The following is a 17,928-nucleotide window of genomic DNA, read 5'->3' as shown; positions in this document are numbered from 1 at the left end:
CTATCGTTCCTGTGCCGCCTCCCGGCGCTGCCAGTTTCCCCGTGGCTGTCCGGGTTCCCGGCCCTGCATATGCGTCCAGTTCTGGCCGCTTTCTCTTTCCGGTCCGTTCTCCCTGTTTTGCTCTCCTTCCTGCCTCTGCCCCGCCTGTTCCTGCTGTCTCTGGCTCATGCGGTTCTGCTCAAACACTTTCGCCATACGGGAAGAGATCTGATTTGCTGCGTCACGGGCCTTCGACAGCTCCGCCCGCACTTCCTGCGGCTCCATCCCCTCAAAGAAATCCGGAGCGTAACGGAAGTCATATGCCTGTGTATCGATCCCATACTTTTTACAGAGCAGATAAGACGCACAGTAGGCATGGAAAGCGTCCTCATCCCGGTCATACTCCGGGTCTCCGTCCGCAAACCCGGCAAGAGCCAGTTCCGGCGTCAGGCACTGGAAGATCTCTTGTGCGTTCATCCCTTTGCGCACATAGATACAGTTTTCCTCCGGTTCAAAGATTGCGCCCTTATCCTCCGGCATTTGATCCGGCTCCGCCGTTACGATACTGGCGGGAGGGTTGTTGATCAACGCCCGGATCAGAAGCCGCTCATCCATCTCTGTCTGCGGCTGCGGACGTTCTTTCATGGTAGTCTGGGAAATATCATACAATTCCCTGGCATTATAGTAGGTCCCGATACTTCCGTCTTCCCGTTCATATTCCTTTCCCGGCTCCATGATCAGAACCGGGTTCTGCCGCTCCGCACGTTTCACGAATACGCCCTGTTCCCTCCAGTATCCATAATCTCCCAGACGCTCTGCGTCCGGCCTCTGAGCCAGGATCAGCAGGGCATTATTGGCGGTATAGCGGTCAAACCGGGCCTGTACGTCCAGATATTGCTGAAACTTCCCGCTGTCTGCCGCCACTTCATTCGTGATCTGCTCAGACAGCTCATAGCAGCGGTTCCGATTGTTTTTACTCTTCGCAATAAAAGCGGCTTTTTTGTCGTCCTGCGGCACTGCCGATACATTCAACATGGAATCAAAGTTGTTCTCCATACTCTCTACCTCTCTTTCGATTTTCTTGGTTTTTTCCGGTTCTGCGGCTGCGTATGCTGCGTCTGCCTCGTCCTGCCGGGTTTCTCTTTTGAAATTGGCTCTTTTCCCTTGCTTTCCGCCTCTTTCTTCCTCGCTGCCTGGATTTTCCTAAGCTCTTTCCGCACGGACGGCTTTTTCGGTACGGACGGGGCATACAGCTTAGAAGTACCCTCGGCGGTTTTGTCTGGCCTCACGGAGATAGGCTCGGACAGACGGGATTTCTCTGTCTTTGCCAAAGAGGGGTTTTGCTGTTTTCCCTCTTTCTTTACCGGCTCTCCAAACAGTTCATCCATGAGCCGGTCCTCCTGTGACTTTTCCGGACGCTCCTGCTGTGGGGTTGCCGGTGCTTTTCCGGATGTTTCTCTCCAATCCGATGGCTGTTCCGCCCTCTGCTTTTTCTTTCCGGTATCCGGTCCCTCTTTCACAGGGGACGTCTCCCGGCTCTTTCCGTGGGATTTTTCCTCCCTGCTCTTTTCGATCTCTGTCCTGATCTGCGCCGCTTCTGTAACAGAAGCAAACTTGAACCGCTCCACGATCCGGTTGATCCGGGGAGCGTCCTCTTCCTTGACCACCACATCGACCATCCCGTCTATGCTCCCTTTCGGATTCCGCACCGCACAGTATAAGATCCCGTACCGCTTCGCCTCTGTGACGAACTGTTTCAAGTCGCTCTCTTTCACGGAATACACCGTCAGCGGTTTCCCGGAACGGACAAGCGTTTCCAGCCTTGCCCGCCCCTTGGTCTTTTTCTGCTCTTTCAGTACCGCATACAGAATGACCGCAAGCTGTTTTGCCCCGGCTCCTGTGATCTTTAGGGCCGCTTCGCCTACTTCCAGCGACATCCGCACCACCTGGTCAGCGGCCTCACCTGATGTGTTCATGGCTTACTTCCTCCTTTCCCTGTTTCTTTTCCTGCCGCACGATCTGGATCTTCTGCCGGATCAGGCCGGAACGTGCGGCGATCCCGTCGCAAAGCACCACCTCCTCTCTCAGTTCCCCGATCCGGGCTGTCAGTCTGGAAATTTCTACTTTTACTTCCGCCAGATGGTCTTCTTCCCGGATACTGCGGCACTGATACCGCAGCTTCTGACGTTCTTTCGATAGCTGTGTCATCTGCTCCTGCAGCGATTCTTTGTAAGAAAAAAGCTGCACGTCCGTGTCAATGTGACAGCGGCAGAGCAGCCTTGTCTCTCTGGAGATCTGTTCCAGTTTCGCCAGATCCTCCCGCAGAAGGAAATGAAGTTGTTTCGGAGATACAGGCGGGCGGTTTTTCGGCAGGATACCTAAGAGAAAACAGTAGTGCAGATACAGCCCCCGCAGTCCTCCGATCTTTCTTTTCGGCAGGTTTCCCCGCACATGCGCCACATACCGCTTTTTCTCCGGCAGTCGTGTTTCCTGCGGGATGGCAGGCGGATCTTCCTCCAGTATCCTCCTCCGGATTGCCTCCAGTGAATACTCCTCTCCAAAGTTCCGTTTCAGTTTCAGCCCCCGTTCCCGCCCTTCCGGACGGAGCGTGATGTCTTTCCCAAACTTGATGGAATACCCTTTCTCTTTCAGATAATGGAAGAACTGTTTTTCCGTCCTTGCCTGTGTGATCGCCTCATCCACGTCCTCCCGGACGATACTGCGGTAGGTGGGCCTGCCTTCCTGCTCTGCCCGCCATTCTCCATATTGCTTAGACATTCCCGGATGAGGATGTTCGATCACGGACAGACCGTACTCCCGGCAGAGCCGGTCAGAGGTTGCTCGCATATCCCGGTAGTCCCGGTTGGTTCTGTGATACCGTTTCCCATCGAGATAGGAAACAGAGTTGACCACGAAATGGTTATGAAGATGATGGGCTTTGTCCAGATGGGTGGCCACCAATACCTGAAAACGCCCGCCCCACAATTCCTGTGCCAGACGGACGCCGATCTCATGGGCCAATGCCGGGGTACACTCTCCCGGAGCAAAGGACTGATACCCGTGAAATGCCACGATCCCCTCATCCTTTCCATACCGCTTTTTAACAGCTATCATTTCATTACGCGCGGTGGCGGGCGTGCAGTTGATCCCGGAAACATACTGCTGCATGATCTGCTCCGTCTCACTGACGATCCCCTCCTCTCCCTTTTTCCCTTTCCGTCTGGTCTTTTCTGCATTGACCGCATAGGCGATCACATCAGAAAGGCTCTGCATTTTTTCTTCACGCTGTACCGCCCCTTCGTTTTCATATCTCGGAAATTTTGCGATCTCCGGAGCGGTGGTCTTTTCCGGGTTCTCTACATAGATCACGACTTTCCCCAGCCAACCTTTTACACTCCAGATGGATGTGGTAGCCACCTTACACTCCTCTCCGGTTTTCATTTTTCATCGGTTCCGGCAGGATCACCGCCTCCGTAATCTTCTTTACAGTATCTTCAAACATCCGCATATCCCGGTCATACCGCTGCACATCAATCACATTTAAAGTGTGTGCCTTCTGTGCGATCTGATTTAGGTTATTCCCGATCCGGTGGAGTTCCCTCATCATGGAATAGTAATCCGGCGGCGGGGCGTCTCTCGGAACCACGCCGCTGATCAGATGACGGAGATATGCCTCCCGGCTTAGACCACTCTTTTTTACTTTTTTATCCAGGATCTCCGCCTCTTTCCGGTTCAGACGGAACAAGATCGCCACATTTCGTTTTCTCATCGCTCCATCTCCTTTTCTTTTTCTATGGATTCCGGTATCTGACGCAACTGCCGTTTCTCTCTGTCAAACTCATATACCCGGTCTGACAGGATTTCGTCACGGGCTACTTCTTTCTGATTCACTTCGCGCACCATCTCTCCCATTTCTTTCGGTGTCATACCGAGATCTTTTGGAATGATAATCATCTCATGCAGAGACGAAGGAAGGAGATAACAGCCCTGTGGGAATACGGACTCCAACTGCTCCTGCAGATTAGGATAGGCAAGGACAGAAGCACCATTTACTCTCATGGGGTTGCTCAGAACGTACATGCCATCTTTAGGAAACTCCTCCCCTTCTTTTAACTGAAGCAGATTTTTTGTCTCAAAGGGAAGGCCCATCATCTCCATCATCAGGTCGTCCATGCTCATCAGTACAGCCGGACTGCTCTTGACTGCATTTTCCACCGCCTTCTGGTAAACTTCCTTCGGGTGTACTCCCCACTGACTCAGCATTTCATGGGTTACTTTGACACTCCCAACTCCCTCCCCGGCGGGCGAAGGGAATTCAATCCGACAGATGACAGACAGGTCTTCCATTTGCTTATGCGGAACCTGGGATAACATCCGCTGATTCGCTTTCGTATTGATAACCTGTACGGTTAAATGATCCTTCACAGAATCATAGTCCGTAAAGTCCAGCGTTTCCGGCAGTTCACGCACAGACAAAGACTGTCTGCACACATCGGCAATCCGATTCATGATCTGATCCATCGGCTCTCCCTTTCGGACCTGGTCATAAAAAGGTTCCATATAGACAACCGGGGCAATCTTCTGTCCCGGCATGTTGAGGATCATTCCGGTCAGCACTACTCCATTATTCTTCTGTTGCTCTGAAATCTCACACTGCATGTCCTGATATTCTTCTGGCAGGTAATCTTTAATCTGCTGTGTCACGCCCTCTGCGAACGCCTTCACTGCTACCGTGCTGCTCATGCTGTCCAGCCCCCTTTCCTGCTAATATCTGCTGATACTTTTTCAATCTGTTTTCCACAGCGTCTTTTCCTGTTCTGATCATTTCCATCCGTATCATTCTTCCACCTCCCGGTCATGCCTGTACAGACGGTTGATCTGCATAAGGCACATCATAACCACGCCGATCATACCGCCCACCATTGTTCCACAAATAAACTGGATCATCTTCATTCTTACCTCCGTATTTTCTAAAGGGTTTCAGGGATTTTTCCCTGACAAGCTGCCGCAGGACTGCCGGATGACAGTCTGGCAATCCAAAGGCGTTGCTTGCTGGTATTGTGTATCCTACTCCGCCTGCGCTCCGTTCCCGCCTCCGGCGGTTCATTACCTGCCGACAAGAAAAGCTGTCACGGCTGTTTTTCTCCTTCCGGATGGGTACATCCGCCGCACTCCGGGCAGCGCCAATGGCAGCTTTCACACTCCTCATCTCCGCAGACACCATAGTCAATCAGACTGCAAAGGCCGCATTTCTCACAGCCATACTCACAGGACCGGCACCGATCTTCCAGATCGTCCATCATGCAGTCCTCATTTTCCGGGCAAAGATAGGGACAATGGTCACAGTCTCCAGGACAATCCCGCTCCCCTTTTTCTTCAACCACAATGCCGACCACTTCGCCTCCTTCCATGTTCAGAGCCTCTCCGGACGTGATCATATCCTGCAGAATCCGGTCAATTTCTTTCCGGTTTATAGCTCCTATCGCAACCTTTTTTCTGTGAATGATCCTCAGATCATACTGAACTGTCTTCATAAAATCCTCTCTTTCTACCGTTCAAAGTCTCTCCCTCTGTGTCTTTTTTCCCGCTTTGTCTGCCGGATTCCCAGCCGGATACAAAGGCTGTCGTTGCAGTCATTCCCCTGCTTTGGCGGCTCATCTCTTGTCTGGTATTTCTTCGGAAGCACCGTTCGAATGGCCCGTGTCGCAAGCCTTCCTGTCCGGTCATTGTCCAGATGGGACACCACCCGATCCACCTCCAGATGTTCTTTCAGAAAGCGTGTCAGCGCCGCCGGAACCTTGCTTTTCTCGATTTCTTTGGCAGGCTGGTACACGCCCGCAAGGGATAACAGGTGCGTTTCTCTCCAATTTCCCCCGTCTAGTTTTTGCTCTGTGGCGTAAGATAACAGGTCAATCGCCGACTCGAACAGATGGACTTCGCAGCATTTTTCTTCTGCCGGGATACAGAAAGAATAGTTTTTGTCGCTCCCGGACGCCTCCCCGACAAAGTCTGAACCGATCCCACGCAGAGCCGCATAACGTGGAATCCCGCTCTGATCCATCCCTACAAAAACAACGTTATGGTAGTTCTCACTCTCATAAATCTGTCCGGTTTTCAGACAATACCGGATCAGTTCCATGTCAATCCCACGGTTCTGCAGGTAGGAAACCGCATACGTCTGATAGCGGTAAGGCTTTGGAAGGATCAGCTTTTTCTCTGTTTTCTTTTCGGCTGGTACGGAAACAGGCGGCTGGATCGCCGCCTGTTCCGCTATGGTCTGTACCGCCTGCACGAAATCATATCCTCTCACTTTAATCAGATAGTCCAGTGCGCTTCTGCCCCCGATCCCCCGGCTCCACCACATCCATTTTCCGTTGGAAATCTTCAAACTGTCGTGAGATCTGGTGGTATAAACATTCCCAGAGAAATGCACCAGCTCAGAAGGTTCATAGGTTTTCAGATAAGTCAGAAGGTCGATCTGTTTCACTCTCTGCACCACTTCCGGCGCAACATAAGGCATAAACTTCATCTCCTTTCCTGCCCATGATTGGATATTCCATAACTCATTTCTTATATCCGGGCATAAAAATAGCCGGATGATCTTCTTTTTTTGAAAACCATCCGGCTATGTAAATATATATCGCAATATGAGTTTGAGCATGTCGGCAAATTAAGATTAATGTTTAATATTCTCTGATAATAACTGCATTAATTCTTCCGTCTCGTCTTTTGATAAATCATTTTTATCTACCAAAACCAATTTATTATCTTTTCGCTTGACGTATATATACTGCCCCATTGTGCCATATTTCTTAAATGAACTCCAATAGTTTTTGCCATAACCAGTTTGTGAAACAACTTCTATTCCTTCCGTATCGAAAGTATACTCCACTATTCCTGTACGGAAAGACTTATCTAAAAGTATTTCTGACTTTTTCAATGCAAATTTTTGAAACGATTTTGTCTTCCATGCAAGAAGTATTATCAATGCTCCGATTACTAAAAAACTAAGTCCAGATACGAACCTGGAATTAGTAAAAAAATATACTGCTAAAATAATTTCAAGTATGCCCAAAATTAATAGAATCGGAGTTGCAATTTTACGTTTACGAACATTCCTTTCACTTTCCAAGGCAATTTGAATTGTAGCTTCTTTCTTTTCATCACTCAAGTCCAAACGATATTTGACCACTAAATCACCACCTGATATTCTTATTCTGCGATACCTATATTCTATCAAATAATTGTATTGGACACCATTACATACATAGAAAATTCATATAAATTAGGGTTTATTATTTTCCTTATCGTTAAAATATTCTTTTAGTGCATCTTTCACAGCCCATTTAACAATAAAATATATACCCAATATAATAATTAGTATGCCTATTACAGCAAGTGGTAACCATTCCATTCATCTATCCTCCTATAAACTTTGAAGTTATCTCTTACTTAGAAATCAGCATAAAAACCATGGGAACAATGAGAATTAAAATCGCACCTACTACACATACAACAATTACTTTTTTAAAACTTCGTTTTTCTTGTTTAGTCATATCATTATACCATTTCATATGCGAGAGCCTCCTGAATTTCCACTTTTCTGTTCTATAACTTATCATTTGTCGCTGACTCTATTTTTGCTACTTGCTTTTTTGAAAACCATCCGGCTATGTAATTACTTTACATAAATAAAACTATAACGTAGAAGATATATTATGTTCTCTTTCCCACCTATCGCACTCTACTTCTAATTTTTTAAAATCACAGCATGTCTTATTAAAAAAATAATAATTTCTTGATTCTTTATCGTATCTCTCCCGATAAACTGCAATAGACTTAGTATTTATTTCAACCCATTTCTTTCTTATCTGTCGTTCCTCATTTGCCAGATATGTATCGACTTTTGGATCGATCTGTATGGGTTTTATCTGGTCGTCTGGTACTGGAAACATGTTATTGTGCAGTAAATTTGCTATCTCCTCGCCTGCCACCTTGAGAAAGGTAGTAATGGCAGCGCTTCTTTTCTTCTTTCCTCTTGCAATTCTTTCCTTTGTTGTTTGTGATGTTAATGGAACTACAAACATTCTACCATTAATTTGTACTGCTAAACCTACAAATTTTCTGTTGTTATATTTGACGCTGACACGCCAGTCCGCATCGTGCATATATTTTATATAATCCCGTTGAATCTCACATAAAATAGGTGTGGTTTTTCTTATGTCCTCTTCTAATAATCTCATTTATCTCCTTTGAAAATAGCCGCTTGTCAGCGGCTATCTTTTTCCCACTAAGTAGGGAAACACTCATTTTGAATCGTCCACTAAGCAGGACCACGCTCATTTTGAATCGTCCACTAAGCAGGACCACGCTCATTTTGAATCGTCCACTAAGCAGGACCACGCTCATTACTTCTTTATCGTCTCCCATTTCATAATCTCAAAGATTACTAAGGCAGGGAATCGCCTTTCTTTAATTATAATTATACACGCTTTCATATTGATGTCAAGATACCCTCGCTGCTCCTACTTGTGTCTGCGTGTATATAATAGTATATGCGATAATTTAAAAATTACAAGACTTTTTTAGATTGCCCCGATCTTTTTCAGATACGCATATCCGTCCGTATGTCCCCGGAAATAGATCTGGCAACGCTCTATCGTCTCTTTCTCAAACATCCTGCTCATATATTGCCTCACAATCTCATGTTCCTCGGCTGTAAGGCTGATGGCTCCGCTCCCTTCTGTCACTTCCAAAATAAACGGATATCTGCTTTCCATCTCTCCCAGCTCCTGGCACATATTGGCATAGTCCTCGTCCTGTTTTTTCAGATCCACCATAATATCGCTGTCAATCTCCATAAAACTGTCTTTGATCCGCTCTGCCAGATCATAAAAATCTGTCTTCTCCAAACCGCCCATCCTCTCTGTTCTGTTAATCTGCTTTCTTATCTTACTATATCCAGTTTTGAAACTTTCTACAATCCAGTCTGCTGTTTCCTATAAAAGTTCCAGTAGTTGCAGCATTTCTATGGTATGCTGACATCCCATGAGATACAACTGTATCCGTTCATAATCTTCCCGGTCTGCGTCCAGTGCGAGAAATCTGGACAGCGCTTTTGTCTGTTCCAACGTCAGATTCATTGGCGTTTCTATTTTATCCCGGTCGATCAGTGTAGAAATGAACGGATATTGGAAAAGAAGTTTGTCGCTTTCCTCTACAATCCGGCTGTATTGCGGGGATGTTTTCAGACGCTTTTTGCAGTTCTCGCTGACGGAATCTACGACAGCACACATCCAGATCGGCAGATCATCCGTATCAATCTCTGCTATCTTCTTAGCCTTTCTTTCCCTCCCTTCCTCTGCCACTATAGCAGAGATTGCCTCTCCCGGCGATTGTGCGTTTGTGCTGCTCGCACATCAGGCAGGCTATGTACCACGGTATCAGTCTCCCGATACCGCTTTTCTTACCGTACCCAGGCCGCTTTTTCCCGTTCCGGCTCAATCTCCTCTGTTTCCGGTTCTTCCTCCATTACAACCCGGTCTTTCTTATCCATATCCAGAAGCACATTCAGTTCTCCCAGCCGTGCCACCTTCTCTGCCAGCTCCTGCTCCTGCGGGAACTCTTTCTGCGCCTCCGCTTTCGCTGTCTCCAACTGGCTTTTCGCTGTTTCAAGCTGTTCCCGGCTGCGGGAAAGATTGTCCGGCAGCTCATTCATCTTATTGTCAAGCCTTGTGATATTTCCATAAATATCTGTTCCAAGCGGCACTTTATAAGTGCCTTTCCCATGTAACGCAATGACAAATTCCTGACTGACAGAGGAATAAGACAATTCCATAGACAGCCCACGGTAGCTTCCTAGAGGCACAGGCTCCGGGGATTTCATGGCTTTGCAGGCGTCAATGATCGCCTGACCTGCCTCCTTTTTCTCCGTATAAAAATGTTCCCCGATCTGCATGACCGGAAATGCCTTCCGGTCTGTCGGCGTATGCGCCTTGACCTGTCGGATGTCTTCTTCATACTGGCGGATCAGAAGTTCCTGCTGTCGTATCTTCTCCGGGAAATATTTCGCAACTTTATCTTCCATTTCATATTTCTGATTTAGAAAACTCTGCTTTAATAGCTGCAGCCTGGATACCTGTATATCCAGATCCATCTTTTCCTTAATGTGCGGGTTTCCGGTGGCAAGCGCCTTGATCTCCGCATAGGACAGAGCCACTTCGTCTATGTCCTCCACACTCCGGGCCGGACTTTTGGACGTCATGATCTGGCTGATATATTTCTGCTTATTCTCAATGGTCTGATAGAGGTATGCGTCAAAGGTTCCTTCTGTCACATACCGGATGATCTCTACTTTCGGGTTCTGATTTCCCTGCCGGATGGTCCTGCCCGCTCTCTGCTCCAGATCCCGTGGACGCCACGGGCAGTCCAGGTCGTGACTGGCAATGATCCGGTCCTGCACATTCGTGCCTGCGCCCATCTTAAACGTACTGCCCATAAGGATACGGACAGCGCCCCGCCGGACTTTGGAAAACAGTTCCTTTTTTCGCACATCCGTATTGGCGTCATGGATAAAGGCAATTTCCTCCGGCGGGATTCCCCTTGCCAGAAGTTTATCCCGGATGTCATTGTACACGCTGAATGTACCGTCTGTTTTTGGTGTGGACAGGTCGCAGAACACAAGCTGCGTCAGCTTTTTCTCTTTTCCGTCTTCCCAGTGGCGGTAAATTTCTTCCACGCAGGCGTTGACCTTACTCCTCGGATCATCCGGCAGAAGCGGATTGGAAAGCCTCTGGTCAAGGGCCAGTTTCCGCCCGTCATTGGTTATCTTGAGCATGTTGTCTTCCCTCGGATTGACTTCATTGTTCCGCACCCTCTCCGCACGGTTTCCCAGTTCCTCCACCATTTTCTCCTGCAATTTGGTAGGTTTTACTTTTACCACCCGGTATTCTGCCTCCGGCACAGGCAGATTCAACATGTCTGCCGTCTGGATATCTGCCACTTCCCGGAACATCTGCATAAGTTCCGGCAGGTTGTAGAACCGGGCAAACCGTGTCTTTAGACGGTAGCCGTTCCCCTCCGGCGCAATCTCCAGAGCGGTCACAGTTTCCCCAAAAGTGGACGCCCATGCGTCAAAATGCTGTAAGTTTTTCTCCACCAATGTTCCATACTGCAGATAGCGCTGCATAGTATAGAGTTCTACCATAGAATTGCTGACCGGCGTTCCCGTTGAAAAAATCACGCCCTTTCCACCCGTGATCTCATCCAGATAGCGGCATTTCATATACATATCAGAGGATTTCTGCGCTTCGGTCTGTGCGACCCCGCCCACATTCCGCATTTTGGTTGTCAGATAAAGGTTCTTATAACCGTCCGCCTCATCCACAAACAGTCGGTCCACGCCCAGTTCCTCAAACGTAATCATATCATCTTTCCGGCTCTGGTCATGAAGCCGTTTCAACCGTGTCTCTAAAGACTTTTTGGCCCGCTCCATCTGTTTTACCGTAAATCGGCTTCCCTGGATCTTCTTTGCCTCTGCAATCCCTTCAATGATTTCGTCAATCTCCATTTGCAGCATACGTTCCTGCCGCTCGACGCTTAACGGGATCTTCTCAAACTGGGAGTGTCCGATGATCACGGCGTCAATGTCGCTGGTAGCGATCCTGCCGCAAAACTTTTTCCGGTTTTTCTTCTCAAAATCCTTTTTTGTTGCCACCAGAATATTGGCTGCCGGATAAAGCTGGAGCCACTCAGCGGCGAACTGCTCGATGATGTGATTTGGCACCACAACCATAGATTTACTGCACAGCCCCAGCCGTTTGCACTCCATCGCAGCCGCCACCATCGTATAGGTCTTTCCTGCGCCCACCACATAGGCCAGCAGCGTATTCCCGCCGTAAATGATCCGGGCCACGCCGTCCTTCTGGTGTTTCCGCAAAGTAATTTCCGGGTTCATACCATAGAAATGCAGGTGGCTCCCGTCATACTCCCGTGGGCGGATCGCATTGAACCGCTCATTATAATCTTCGGTCAGCCGCTGCCTGCGCTTTGGATCTTTCCAGATCCATTCCTGGAACGCCTGCTTGATCAGATCCTGCTTTCCCTGCGCAATAGCGGTTTCCTTTCTGTTCAGGATTGGCTTACGTTTCCCCTCTTCATCCTCCACATAGTCAAACACACGGGTATCCCTCAGATTCAGCGTATCTTCTATGATCTTATAGGCATTTACCCGGTTTGTTCCATAGGTGTTGGTAACACGGGGATTTCCCCTGTCCATGCTCTTCCCTTCGATATTCCATTCCCCGGTATGCCGGGAGAAATGGACTTTGATCTTCCACTGGGAATAGTTCGGCGTCTGCAACAGTTCAAACATAAAATCTGCGATATCCGATTCCGGTATCCATGTGGCTCCCAATCGTACACTGATCTCAGAAGCGGTCAGATCCTTGGGCTGTACTTTTTCCAGTGCCTTCACATTGCTCCGGTATGTTTCCGAGATTTCCGCTGCTTGCTTTGCCTCCCGCAGTTTCTTTCGCACGTTGCCGGAAAGATACTCGTCCTCAGATACAAACCGGGGCTGCTCCATGCCCTCAGACTCCGGCAGACGGAAGATCACGCCTTTTAGTTCTTCTTCCACCTCGCCGGCGCTTTTCCCGGTCAGGGAACACAGATACTCCATGTCCACGCAAGCTTTCTCAGAAAGGGACAGAGATAAAGCCTCACTTGCGGTATCCACTTTCGTTACCGTCTCGTGAGGCTTGATGGTCCGTTTCGTGAACATATCCGCCTTCCGTTCCAGCGTTCCGTCCTCTGCCACAATCTCAAGGGAACAGAGAAGAGGGTAACTGCTGTCATCAGAAAACGCCATACTGTTTGCCCTGGAATTCAGCAGTCCATACTTTCTCTGAAACAGATCATACAAATGGTTCAGCTTTTTCTGCTGTCTTTCAATCTCTTCATCGGGATACCCTTCGGTCTGGTAAGCGATCAGCTCCCTGGTACAGTCCCGGATAGCAATCATGCCTTTCACACGGTTCTGCGCTGTCACGGATAGTTCCACCGGTTTCATGCGGCTGTTTTCCCGGTAATAGATCTTCCCGTCATAAACCGTATAGGAAAAGTTTGCCACAGACGGATCAGCCGGGATGGAATGGTCCTCTTCCTCCACCAACTCTTCCGCCTCATAATCCGTGATCTCCGCCTCAAGGTTCTCCACTGCCTGCTCCAGAAGTTCCTTTAAATCCCTGTCTGGATAAGGCTTGCATACAAGCTGTGGCCCATACGGGCCGGACACGATCTCCTGCTCGCCCAGTACCATTTCCGGGTGCTGCTGAAAATAGGGATTGATACTGACCACCCGGTGTCGGCTTTCGCCCTGTTCATTCAAATGGTCATTTTCATAGATCTTCTCCACTTCCACCCAATCCGGCAGATCCACATTTATTTCTCTCGGCGTCTCCCGCTTCTGGAAAAAGAGAATATCCGTATTGATCTCTGTACCGGCATTGGCAAGGAAAGCATTGTTTGGCAGGCGGATCGCACCTAACAGGTCGCACCGCTGGGCGATATATCTCCGCACCCGGTCATCCCGCTTATCCATTGTCCCGCCGCTGATCCCGTTGGACGTAATCAGTGCAAGCACACCTTTCGGCCTCGTCTTGTCAATGGATTTTGCGATAAAATAGTCGTGGATCAGAAAGTTGTACTTATCGTATTTCCTGTCCAACACCTTATAACTTCCAAACGGCACATTTCCTATGACTACATCAAAAAAGCTGTCCGGCAGATCTGCGTCCTCAAAGCCCTGAGCAGCGATGGTGGACTTCTGGTAAAGCTGCTGTGCGATCCGGGCGGAAATGCTGTCGATCTCCACACCGTAAACCTTGCAGTCAGACAAACTCTCCGGTTTCCGTCCTATAAAATTTCCCGTTCCGCAGCTTGGCTCCAGAATGTTCCCGGATTTCAATCCCATGTTCTCCAACGCCTGATACATGGCGCTGATGACCACCGGCGGCGTATAAAAGGCGGTCAGCGTGGACTGTCTCGCCGCAGCATACTCTTCCTCTGTCAGGACCGTCTTTAATTCCAGATATTCCGTTGACCAGGAAGATTTCGTCTCGTCAAAAGCGTCAGATAAGCCGCCCCAGCCAACATATCCGGAAAGGATCTCCTGTTCCTTTGGCGTAGCAAAGCGGTTTTCTTCCTCACACTTCTTCAATAGCTGGATCGCCATGAGATTCGCACGGAACTTCTCTTTAGCGGTGCCCTCCCCCAAATGCTCATCCGTGATCCGATACTGGCTGCGGCTCTCCTGGGGAATTTCCGGGTGCAGATCAAACCCTCTTACCCTCCCGGCAGGTTTCTTCTGTGTCCATGCCGGGGCCAGATCCTCCAGAACTTCTTCCGGTTCCTTCTCAAAAGGATTGTCCTCCGGTTTTATCCCGGTAAATCCGTCCTCCTGCTCCTGCGCCATTTCCTGTGTGGGAGCCGGTTCCTCCCTGTCTTTTTCGGCTGGTTCCTCTGATGGTTTCCTGTATACCTTCAGATGATCATTCGCCGGATTTTCCCGTACCCGGCGGTCGAACACCTCTCTTGGCATTTTCTCTGTGAAGAGCGGATACATCTGGTCACGCAGAACCACCATCTCATCGGAGATAAAGTCAATGGAATATTCCTTTGTGCCTATTGTGACAATCGTATCCACCTGCAGATCATAAGGCGGATTCATAGCAGGTAAGTCTGCAATCCCGACGATCAGTTCAGACACTTCGGAATAGTTTTCATCCTCCGTGTCCATCCCTTCCCGGACACGGATCAGATAACTGTAAATTTCCTGCACAGACTGGGGATCTTCCAACTGTTCCTGCAACTGGCGCAGAACATCTTCCTGTGCCTCTCCTGCCTCAATTGTATCCTGATATTCATACCAGTCATATGACTGGTAAAACGCATTGAGACGTCCGGCCAGAACCTCTTCCCGGCTCTGTGCCGGAACAGGCTCCGGGGGAGCCTGCGTGTTTTCTCTTTCGGCTGGTATTGGAGTAAATAAGCTAAACGCTCCGTCCCGGAAATCTGTAAGGTCTTTATATGCCTGTTTCATGGACGGGTATCGCTGATCATAATCTGCGGTTCCCGCAAGAACCTCTTCCATCATGGAAAGGATTTCTTTTACCCGGTTTGGATCATCAAGCTGCGGACGGATCTGGTCTATCGCTCTATGATAATCTGAGCCATACGGATACGGACGTAAAAACGTCTCCGGCTGATGATAGAAAAAGTTATAAATACCTCTCGACAGAACTCCTTTTTCATACTCCGGGATATACTCCAGTTCCTTTTCTGTCATATACCGTCCGACAGAAATCAGTTCCTCGATCCGTTTTGCAACCGCTGTCCATTTCAGGGTAGTTTCATAGTCTTTCCATTTGATAAAATACCCTTTTGCACTGGTTCCCCGGTTAAATTTTTCTCCTAAATAGTCCGATCCTGATCCCCATATCCCGTATTCCTGTTTTAAAAAATCTGCTCTCTCCTTATTGCTGTGTCCTTGCAGAAAATAGGAGTAAATTCTGTATTTCCCATGTTCAAAGGGAGAGCCGGACTGCAGCGCATGGTCGATGATTTCCTGTGGCATAGAAAAAGCAGGAGATTCCTCTCCTGCCAGTTCTTCCAAAAATGTCTGTTGTTCTGCCACCGTTGGCTGTGGCTCTGCAGTTGGTTCCTGCCTTTCCTCTTCCTGCGGCGGTTCCTGTCCGGTTAGCTGTAGATCAGCTCCCTCATCACGATTTCTTCCGCTGCCTGCCGGATATTGCTCATCTGCTGTACCCACATCATCTGGTCTTTCGCTTTCAGCTCTTCCGTCACGCCCCAGGCTGCTTTCATCTGCCCGGTCAGCACTTCCATCCGCTCCTGCGCCTCCCTCTGTACTTCGTTCAGATGGCTGCTCAGTTGCCCTGTCGTCAGCAGATTCAGATAAATCCCGTATCGGTGTTCCTTCAGATACGTCTGACGCAGGGAAGCGTACTTCCCAAGGTGTACTTCCGGTCCGTCCGGCACGGTCAGATCCGGAAGAAGATAATCGCCCTGTCTGCTGTATGTGATCGCTCTCATGTGTAACGCCCCTTTCTGTAATCTGTCCTCTGTTTTCGCTTTCATTATATCGGCCTGTCTCTCTCCCGGCAAAGGTGCGATTTTTCCTTCTCTCTGCTTTTCTCAGCTTATTGACCGTATCGGAAATCTCAGATAATGCCATTTCCGCCACATCACTGGCCGCAACGCCAAACAGGTTGATCATTTCCGGCGTATTAAAATCCGTGATACTCCGGAAGTCCTCTGTGTCCAGGTACAGGTCGGTATCCACGCCGCACCGTACCATGACCATGTAAGCAGTGCTGGCCGCTAAAAGTTGACGGGTCTCCACCTCTACGTTGTACTCATCCACTTCTTCCAGATAACTGCCTTTCCGTCCTGCAAGCAGATCCGACAAATAATCCGTAAGGTTATCTTCTGCCGCAATCTTTGCCGCCTCCAGTATGGTTTCCGCAAATCCTGTTACTGTGTCATCCACGCCAAAGGCATTGACAAGGGTTTCCCTCACATCCGGCTGATATTCTTCCGGCACTTCCCACAAAGGCACTGGCCGGAGCAGGCGGCGGAAACGCCCTTCCTGCGTATCAGAAACGTCATAATAATATTTCAGCCGCAGTTTCGGACTGTCCTTGTCAAAAACGGCAATCCCTTTGGAATCCCTCTTTACCCACCGTCCAAACTTCTCATTCCAAACTTTCATAGGCAGCACGGCGGACGCCTCCGGGCGCTGCGCATAGATTAAAATCTGTTCATCAAAAGGCAGACGGAAATTCCGGCAGGCAGAGCGCAGGAAAGACATCCAGTTTCCCGGACTGTCCGTAACTTCCTTCACTGCCTCCGCATACAAGTCTGTGATCAGGTCATATTTCTTCTTTGCCACAACTCTGTCCTCCTATCGCTCCTGTTCTTTTTCTTTCTGTCTGGCAGGCGGGTATTTTTCCATAAACTTCTGGACCGTGCGGCAATCCCCGTCGCAAAAATCCCAGTCTTTCTCTGGATCAATCTCTAAATATCCGTCTGGCGGAAGTCTGATCGGTTCACGGGTAATGATGGAACCAAAATGATTGACCATGATCCCCTTTGCAATCTGTACCGGATCTCCCAGTCCTTCATCGTCATACCGCACTTCATATAAATACAGTCCTTTTGGTACGGTACTCCGGTCAATCCTCAGATCATGGAAAAGAGCCGGTTTTCCTAACACCCGGACTTCTGTAAAGGTTTCTTCCATTGCGTTATATCTTGCCATACGTTCTGTCTCCTTTATGCTTTTTCTCACTCATGGGCCGATACTGGATTCCATTCTTCTCCATCTGCTTTGCAAACTGGCGGATATTTCTGCACTTTCCGTCTATTTCCACCTGTTCCTCGCTGTGGTAACGGCAGAACGCACAGGAGCTGTCCCCGTTCCCATACTCCAGACACAAAAAAGAACTGTCCGGAAGCGAAAAAAGCGATTTCCCTCGGCTATCCGTAAAGCAGATCAGTTTTCCACTGCTCATATCTCCCCGCCTCCCAAAAATGTGATGATCTTTCCGGCTTTTACTGCTTTCTGGATTGCATTGATCATCCCGATTTCTGCCACTGTGATCCCCGGTAGGGATAAAATATCATCCATCGTCATATTTAAAACTGCTTTCTCGCTGTCAAATCCCGCTTCCATCAGCTTTGAGAGGGAGCGGACAGCCTTATGGTTAATCTGTGCCAATTTTTTCATCTCCTTTCGCCTGTTATGTAAAGAGGCGGCTTCCCGCCGCCTCCTGTCACGTTCTGTCTACTTCTTCCGGTTCCGCAGGTTCAGCCAGATCAATGCCCCTGCGATAAATACCACTAAGGCAACTGTTATCAAAATCTTTGCAC

18 protein-coding genes and 1 pseudogene are annotated in these 17,928 nt (G+C 48.8%); all 19 read right to left on the bottom strand.

What is annotated here, in order from left to right:
* Positions 1–1,035 (bottom strand): hypothetical protein, encoded by a 1,035-nt coding sequence (locus tag BQ7367_RS09520; RefSeq protein ID WP_072525227.1) that lies wholly within the window; start codon positions 1,033–1,035, stop codon positions 1–3.
* A gap of 5 nt (positions 1,036–1,040) precedes the next feature.
* Positions 1,041–1,955, bottom strand: coding sequence for a PcfB family protein (locus BQ7367_RS09515; protein ID WP_072525226.1), 915 nt, complete (start codon positions 1,953–1,955; stop codon positions 1,041–1,043).
* Positions 1,939–3,420, bottom strand: coding sequence for a relaxase/mobilization nuclease domain-containing protein (locus BQ7367_RS09510; RefSeq protein ID WP_235837586.1), 1,482 nt, complete (start codon positions 3,418–3,420; stop codon positions 1,939–1,941). The genes BQ7367_RS09515 and BQ7367_RS09510 overlap by 17 nt, the downstream gene beginning before the upstream one ends.
* On the bottom strand, positions 3,398–3,748 hold the full coding sequence (locus tag BQ7367_RS09505; RefSeq protein ID WP_070088312.1) for a plasmid mobilization protein: 351 nt from the start codon (positions 3,746–3,748) through the stop codon (positions 3,398–3,400). The genes BQ7367_RS09510 and BQ7367_RS09505 overlap by 23 nt, the downstream gene beginning before the upstream one ends.
* Positions 3,745–4,722, bottom strand: coding sequence for a DUF5688 family protein (locus BQ7367_RS09500; RefSeq protein WP_072525225.1), 978 nt, complete (start codon positions 4,720–4,722; stop codon positions 3,745–3,747). Before BQ7367_RS09500 ends, BQ7367_RS09505 begins: the two co-directional genes overlap by 4 nt.
* Before the next feature lie 93 nt (positions 4,723–4,815).
* A complete protein-coding gene (locus BQ7367_RS09495) occupies positions 4,816–4,932 on the bottom strand; it encodes a DUF3789 domain-containing protein (RefSeq protein WP_083582483.1) in 117 nt (38 codons plus the stop codon).
* Positions 4,933–5,108: 176 nt separating this feature from the next.
* Positions 5,109–5,513 (bottom strand): hypothetical protein, encoded by a 405-nt coding sequence (locus BQ7367_RS09490; RefSeq protein ID WP_072525224.1) that lies wholly within the window; start codon positions 5,511–5,513, stop codon positions 5,109–5,111.
* Positions 5,514–5,527: 14 nt separating this feature from the next.
* A complete protein-coding gene (locus BQ7367_RS09485) occupies positions 5,528–6,499 on the bottom strand; it encodes a DUF3991 and TOPRIM domain-containing protein (RefSeq protein WP_171900602.1) in 972 nt (323 codons plus the stop codon).
* Between the two features lie 156 nt (positions 6,500–6,655).
* Entirely contained in the window at positions 6,656–7,171 is a 516-nt protein-coding gene (locus BQ7367_RS09480) for a YcxB family protein (RefSeq protein WP_072525222.1), read from the bottom strand.
* A 93-nt stretch (positions 7,172–7,264) separates the two neighbouring features.
* Entirely contained in the window at positions 7,265–7,393 is a 129-nt protein-coding gene (locus tag BQ7367_RS14835) for a DUF6019 family protein (RefSeq protein ID WP_235837585.1), read from the bottom strand.
* Between the two features lie 34 nt (positions 7,394–7,427).
* Complete coding sequence (locus BQ7367_RS14895; protein ID WP_268874769.1) at positions 7,428–7,553, bottom strand: hypothetical protein; 126 nt, start codon at positions 7,551–7,553, stop codon at positions 7,428–7,430.
* A 123-nt stretch (positions 7,554–7,676) separates the two neighbouring features.
* Entirely contained in the window at positions 7,677–8,222 is a 546-nt protein-coding gene (locus BQ7367_RS09475) for a type III toxin-antitoxin system ToxN/AbiQ family toxin (RefSeq protein WP_072525221.1), read from the bottom strand.
* A 342-nt stretch (positions 8,223–8,564) separates the two neighbouring features.
* The gene (locus tag BQ7367_RS09470) at positions 8,565–8,900 is read right to left on the bottom strand and encodes a DUF6664 family protein (RefSeq protein ID WP_072525220.1); all 336 of its coding nucleotides are present in this window, start codon (positions 8,898–8,900) and stop codon (positions 8,565–8,567) included.
* A 78-nt stretch (positions 8,901–8,978) separates the two neighbouring features.
* Positions 8,979–9,347 (bottom strand): hypothetical protein, encoded by a 369-nt coding sequence (locus BQ7367_RS09465; protein ID WP_072525219.1) that lies wholly within the window; start codon positions 9,345–9,347, stop codon positions 8,979–8,981.
* 98 nt (positions 9,348–9,445) lie between these two features.
* A pseudogene (locus BQ7367_RS09460) lies at positions 9,446–14,275 on the bottom strand (N-6 DNA methylase); the annotation flags it as partial.
* 1,460 nt (positions 14,276–15,735) lie between these two features.
* Entirely contained in the window at positions 15,736–16,089 is a 354-nt protein-coding gene (locus BQ7367_RS14610; RefSeq protein ID WP_072526160.1) for a TnpV protein, read from the bottom strand.
* 871 nt (positions 16,090–16,960) lie between these two features.
* Positions 16,961–17,317 carry an LPD28 domain-containing protein gene (locus BQ7367_RS09450; RefSeq protein ID WP_072525217.1) on the bottom strand — a complete coding sequence of 119 codons (357 nt, stop codon included), beginning with the start codon at positions 17,315–17,317 and terminating at the stop codon, positions 16,961–16,963.
* Positions 17,304–17,570: a hypothetical protein gene (locus BQ7367_RS09445; RefSeq protein WP_072525216.1), complete on the bottom strand. Its 267-nt coding sequence runs from the start codon at positions 17,568–17,570 to the stop codon at positions 17,304–17,306. The genes BQ7367_RS09450 and BQ7367_RS09445 overlap by 14 nt, the downstream gene beginning before the upstream one ends.
* Entirely contained in the window at positions 17,567–17,776 is a 210-nt protein-coding gene (locus BQ7367_RS09440; protein ID WP_235837625.1) for a hypothetical protein, read from the bottom strand. The genes BQ7367_RS09445 and BQ7367_RS09440 overlap by 4 nt, the downstream gene beginning before the upstream one ends.
* Positions 17,777–17,928 lie beyond the last annotated feature (152 nt).

Origin of the sequence: Clostridium sp. Marseille-P3244, assembly GCF_900120155.1 — a bacterium.
Lineage (GTDB): Bacteria > Bacillota > Clostridia > Lachnospirales > Lachnospiraceae > Mediterraneibacter.
Note: the sequence above shows the minus strand (reverse complement) of the source record. Positions and strands in the feature narration are given on the sequence as shown.